At 72.3% G+C, this 5,774-nt stretch carries 3 protein-coding genes; all 3 read right to left on the minus strand.

Annotated elements, in window-relative coordinates; all coding sequences use genetic code 11:
• Positions 1–352 precede the first annotated feature (352 nt).
• The 3 genes from ACFWA9_RS34950 to ACFWA9_RS34960 all read right to left on the minus strand — a co-directional run bounded on the left by ACFWA9_RS34950 (position 353) and on the right by ACFWA9_RS34960 (position 5,635).
• Positions 353–3,499 (minus strand): Ig-like domain-containing protein, encoded by a 3,147-nt coding sequence (locus tag ACFWA9_RS34950; protein WP_380392842.1) that lies wholly within the window; start codon positions 3,497–3,499, stop codon positions 353–355.
• A 97-nt stretch (positions 3,500–3,596) separates the two neighbouring features.
• Complete coding sequence (locus tag ACFWA9_RS34955) at positions 3,597–4,631, minus strand: carbohydrate ABC transporter permease (RefSeq protein WP_380392844.1); 1,035 nt, start codon at positions 4,629–4,631, stop codon at positions 3,597–3,599.
• Positions 4,628–5,635, minus strand: a complete 1,008-nt coding sequence (locus tag ACFWA9_RS34960) for a sugar ABC transporter permease (RefSeq protein ID WP_359806465.1) — start codon at positions 5,633–5,635, stop codon at positions 4,628–4,630. The genes ACFWA9_RS34955 and ACFWA9_RS34960 overlap by 4 nt, the downstream gene beginning before the upstream one ends.
• Between the last annotated feature and the right edge of the window lie 139 nt (positions 5,636–5,774).

Below are 5,774 nucleotides of genomic sequence, written 5' to 3' on the forward strand. Positions count from 1 at the left end.
CGCGGGGCCGGGAGCGGCCGGGCCGGGAGCGGCCGGGCCGGGAGCGGACTCGGCATGCCGGGGGCCCGCCTGCTGCCCCGGGCCGCCGGGAGCGCGGTACGGGTCGGATCCGGACGGCCCGCCGGCCGGGGCGGGTGTGGAGTGACCGGGCATGAGTTCCCCCTCGAAGGGTCTGCGGGCATGCGGAAGCAGCCCACGGGGCAGTCCGCCGGCAGGCGCCTGGGCGCCGCGACTGACGCCGACTGTAGACCATTCTGAACAGGTTCAAAAAACCCCGGGGCGCCTCCGTCACAAGGCTGTGACAGAGGCGCCCCGGGGGGCGCCGTGCCGCGGGTGCGGGCGGGTCGGGCCGTCAGTAGGAGCCGTAGAGCGAGTACCGCAGCGTGTCCTTCACCGCCGGTCCGAACTCAGCCGGCCAGGTGCCGAAGGGCACCACCGCGTTGCTGTAGGCGCCCGAGCCGGTCGGGCCGGTGGAGTAGTTCATGTTGTTGACCGAAGCACCCGTCCCGTTGCTGTTGTAGACCAGCCAGTACGCGGTGTTCGCGGTGAGGTCCGCCGTCAGCGGCACGGTGTTCCAGGCGTTGGCGGTCAGCGTGCCGCTGCCGGTCGCCGCGACCAGGGTGCCCGGTGAGCCGCCCGCGTCGGTGTAGACCGCCAGCTGGTACTGGTTGTTCGGCGCCGCGCTGACCGGGCCGGTGTGCACGCTCAGCGCGGTGAGCGGCACCGGGGACGCCCCGGTGGTGACCCGGCTGCCGTTGAGGTGGTGGGAGTCGGTGTCGTCGATCAGCGAGCCCACGACCGGGTTGCCGAGCGTCCTGGGCGGCGCTCCCCCGGTGGTGAAGGAGATCGCGTACGGGCTCGCCAGCGCGTTGCCGGAGGTGTCCCGCACCCCCTGGACGCTCGCGGTGTAGCCGGTGGTCAGCGCCAGGGGGGCGCTCGGTGTGAGGACCACGCCGTTGGCGGCGCCGTCGTACGCCACCGAGCCGGCCACGGCGGCGCCGGCGGCGGTCCGCAGGGTCACCGCGGAGGCCGTCACGCTCGCCTGGTCCAGCGGCTCGCCGAACGAGAAGCGCACCGCCGTCCCCGCCGCCACCCCGGTGGCACCGCCGGCCGGGGTCGTCCCGGTGACGGCGGGCGGGGTGGTGTCCCGGCCGTACGAAGCCGTGTAGGAGCCGATTGCCCCGTCGAAGAACGCGTACGCCACGCCCTTGACCGTCTCGATCCGGTACGGGACGCTCCGGCCGCCCGAGGAGATGCCGGTCAGCGTGCCGGAGGCGGCGGAGACGGGCAGCATCGCCCGCAGCCCGTTGGCCCCGCCGGTGATGTCGAAGGTCAGGCTGCCGCCGTTCCAGGCCAGCTTGGTGAACGCCGAGCCGTTGCGCCCGTCCAGCCAGGTGAGCATCTGCCGCCCGGAGACCACCGGGACGCCGCGCGCCTTCGCGGCGGTGATGATCGCGTCCGAGGCGGCGGAGGCCGCGAAGTCGGTGTGGATGTTGGCGGTCAGCGCCGCGTAGTAGCCCTGGCCGCCGTAGGCGGCGTCGAGCAGCGTGGTGATGGTGCCGGGGTAGGACTGGCCGGACTCGTCGGTCAGCTGGGTGGTGGCCTGGTACTCGTCGATCACGCTGCCGTCGGTGTCGGCGAAGCGCATGATCTGACCGGTGCCGTTGAAGTAACCGGGGCGGTCCTTGGTGAAGTTGGAGGGGTAGAAGTAGTAGTCGGTGTCGAGCCGGATGCCGTTGGCCAGCTTGGTCTTCGCCTGCGTCGCCCAGTCGTCCCACTCCACGCAGTGCGTACGGCTGCTCGAAGGGTTCGGCAGCGAGGGGTACTTGGCCCGCCAGTTGGACAACTGGTCGGCGTAGTAGCCCTGCAGGGCGGAGGTGCTGCCCCAGGGACGGCAGTTGGTGGTGACGTGGACGCCCACCTCGAAGCCCTGGTCGGTGTAGGCCTGCGCCTGCGCCGGGGTCAGCGGATCGTCGGTGTAGATGTACGAGGAGCCGCGCACGCACTCCCAGTTGGCGACGCTGCAGCCGGGCGGGCTCTGCGCCGTGTAGCCGTCCCAGCGGCCCGCCGTGCCGCCGACGCCGTGGTCGTCCCCGGTCATCACCACCACGGCCTTGACGTCGCGCGGGAAGTACCAGAAGCGCGGCAGCGGCTTGCGGGCGGAGTCGAGCAGGGTGATCAGGTTGGCCAGCAGCCGCTGTTGCTCGTCGGCGATCGGGATCAGCGCCTTGTCCAGGTCGTTCCAGTCCGGCCGGCCTCCGGTACCGAAGAACATCTCGGAGGCCTCGTAGCCGTCCGTGCCGTCCCGCTGCTGGCCGGCCCAGGCCGCGTTGCCCTGCCGGGTCTGCACCACCGACCTGGCCAGGTCGTAGCTGAAGGCGGCGGCCCGCCCGCTGCCGGCCGTCCGCAGCGTGACCGCCGGGTTGGCGGTCGCGGTGGCGGCGTCGGCGTACAGGGCGGCGACGGTGGTGGCGCCGTTGAGCGCGTAGAGGTCGGCGGCGCCGTGGTAGCCCATGGTGTCGCCGGTGATCCCGGCGCCGGGGGCCGCGGAGGTGTCCACCTTGAGGTAGGCGTCCGCGCGGGCACCGGCGGTGGGGGTGAGGCCGAACAGCGGCGCGAGCTGCTTGTCGGGGCGCATCGCCACCAGCCGGCCGCCGCCCTCGGTCCAGGTGGTGAACAGCGCGGCCTGCGCCGCGGTGAGCGGCATCTCGCCCAGCAGCACCACGTCGGCGGAGGCCAGCACCGAGCCGGTCACCGCCGAGATGTCCACCGTGCGGTAGTCGTTGAGGCCCTCCGCCTTGAGGATCTCGGCCAGGTAGCGGGTGTACGGGTTGGCCTGGCTGGTCACCAGCAGGATCGGACCCTCGGCGCCCGGGCCGGCGCCCGGCGGCGGGGGCGGCGGGGTCTGCTCCGCGGTGTAGGTCGCGTAGATCGAGAAGCTGAGACCGCTGGACGTCACCGCGCCGAAGTCGGCGGGCCAACTGCCGAACCCCCGGCCGCCGTTGCCGTACACGCTGGTACCGCCGGGGCTGTAGCGCAGGTTGTTGACGGCGGCGCTGCCGCCGTTGCTGTTGTAGGCCAGCCAGTACGCGGTGTTCGCGGTGAGGTCCGCCGTCAGCGGCACGGTGTTCCAGCTGTCGGCGGTGAGCGTCGCCGTGGCGCTGCCGGCCAGCAGTGCGCCCGGGCTGCCCCCGTTGTCGCGGTAGACCGCCACCTGGAACCGGTTGTTCGGCGCCGCGTCCACCGCGCCCACGTAGACGCTGACGCTGCTGACCGCACCGCCGGCCGCGCCGGTGACGTACCGGGACGCGTTGAGGTGGTTCGAGTCTCCGGAATCGGTGGACGGACCGACCGCCGTACTGCCCAGGGTCACCGTGGCGGCCACCGCCGGAGCGGCCGCCGGGCCGGCGACCACCGCCACGGCGGTGGTGAGGGCGGCCAGCAGGCCCCCGAGCCTGCCACGCCTTCCGACGCCCGCGCGAATGCCTGTACCTGCCATGACCGCCCCCCACGCACCTCGGCCAACTGCCCCTATCGGTGTACCGGTTCGGCGCCGACCGTGTCCACGGAACCGCCACATCCCGTGCCGATCGGGACTATCCCTTGACCGAACCGGCCAGCAGGCCGCGGACGAAGTACCGCTGGAGGCCGAAGAAGACCGCCAGGGGGATGACGATCGACAGGAACGCGCCGGCCGTGAGCAGCTCCCAGCGGCCGCCGAAGGAGCCGGAGAGCTGGGCCAACCGGACGGTCATCGGCGCCACTTCGGGCGTTCCCCCGGCGAAGGTCAGCGCGACGAGCAGGTCGTTCCAGACCCAGAGGAACTGGAAGATGGCGAACGAGGCCAGCGCCGGCGTGCAGAGCGGCAGCACGATCGACCGGAAGATCTTGAAGTGCGAGGCGCCGTCCACCACCGCCGCCTCCATCAGGTCCCGCGGCAGCTGGGCGATGAAGTTGTGCAGCAGGAAGATCGCCAGCGGCAGCGCGAACATGGTGTGCGCGAGCCAGACCGGCGCGTAGGTGCCCTTGAAGTCCACCGCCGGGACGACGGTCAGCGAGCCCAGGTGCGCGCCGCCGGAGAAGAGCCGCAGCAGCGGGATCAGCGCCATCTGGATCGGCACCACCTGGAGCGCGAACACCACGAAGAACACCGTGTCGCTGCCCCGGAACCGCACCCAGGCCAGGCCGTACGCGGCCATCGCGGCCAGCACCAGCGGGAAGAGCGTCGCCGGGACGCTGATCGCCAGCGAGTTGACCAGGAAGGGCATCAGGCCGGTGGAGACGCCGGAGCCGCCCTCGAACAGCACGGTGTGGTAGTTGGAGAGGCCGAGGTCCGGGTGGAGGAAGACGTTCCACCAGCCGTCGGCGGTGACGTCCTGCTTGGGCCGCAGCGAGGTGGCGAGCAGCCCCAGGGTCGGGACGGTCCACAGCACCGTCACCGCGATCACGAAGACGGAGGAGAGCGGGCTGGTGAACGCCTGCCGGACCGGGCCCCGGCGCCCGTCCGGCAGCCCGCGCCCGCCCCGCCGGCCCGCTTGCGACGGTCGCCGGTCACCGGTCGGACGCCGGCCGCCCGTGACCGGACGCTCGCCGGTCGGACGCCGGCCCGTGGTCGGACGGTGCTCGCTCATCGGACTCCGCGCTCCTTCCGCAGCTGGAGGATGTTGTAGGCCACCAGGGGCAGCACCGCGAGGAAGAGGATCACCGCGAGCGCGCTGCCCCGCCCGGTGTTGAACTGCACGAAGGACTGCGAGTACATCTCGTTGGCCAGCACCTGGGTACCGAAGTTGCCGCCGGTCATGGTGCGGACGATGTCGAAGGCCTTGAGCGTGGTGATCATGACCGTGGTGAGCACGACCACCACCGTGGTGCGGATCATCGGCACCGTGACGTACCAGAACAGCCGCGCCCCGCCCGCCCCGTCCAGCCGGGCCGCCTCGGTGACCTCGTCCGGGATCGCCTTGATCGCCGCCGAGAGGACGACCATCGCGAAGCCGGTCTGCACCCAGACCATCACCGCCATCAGCAGGAAAGTGTTGAGCGGCTGGGAGAGCATCCAGTTCGGCGGGTGCTCCCAGCCCAGCGTGATGGCGAGCTGGCTGAGCAGGCCGATCTGCGACTGGGCGGCGTCGCGGGACTCGTAGACGAACTTGAAGATGATCGAGGCGCCGACCAGTGAGATGGCCATCGGCATGAAGATCAGCGACTTGTAGACCGCCTGACCGCGCATCCGGTCCACCAGCAGCGCCAGCACCAGCCCCAGACCGGTGGCCGCGAGCGGCGCCACCACCAGCCACAGCAGGGTGGTGACCAGGATCTTCTGGACCGAGTCGGTGGTGAACGCCCAGCCGAAGTTCTCGCCGCCCACGAAGCGGCTGCTGTCGTCGTTGTAGAGGCTCAGGTAGACGGTGCGGACCAGCGGGGCGACCAGGCCGACGAGCAGCAGCAGGACGGCCGGGCCGAGGAAGACCCCGACGGCCAGCGGGCGGGCGATCCGGCCGGAGGCCCGGCCGGCCACCAGGAAGACCAGCAGCAGGATGCCCAGGAAACCGGCGACGGCGCCGAAGCTGTTGCCGAACTTGACGGCGGCGTCGCCCCAGGCGCCGTCGGCGAGCGCGGTGGCGGTGAGGGACATGGCTGCGCGTCCTTTCCCTGCCACGGGCAGGAAGGAGGGGCGGGCGGGGGGGGGGGGGGGGGGCCCCCCCCCCCCCACCAAGTGGTGCATGGGGGGGGGGGAAGCCAACCCGGGCCGGCCCCCGGGAGGGGGGGGCCCC

It is taken from the genome of Kitasatospora sp. NPDC059973 (genome assembly GCF_042737525.1).
Classification (GTDB): Bacteria; Actinomycetota; Actinomycetes; order Streptomycetales; family Streptomycetaceae; genus Kitasatospora.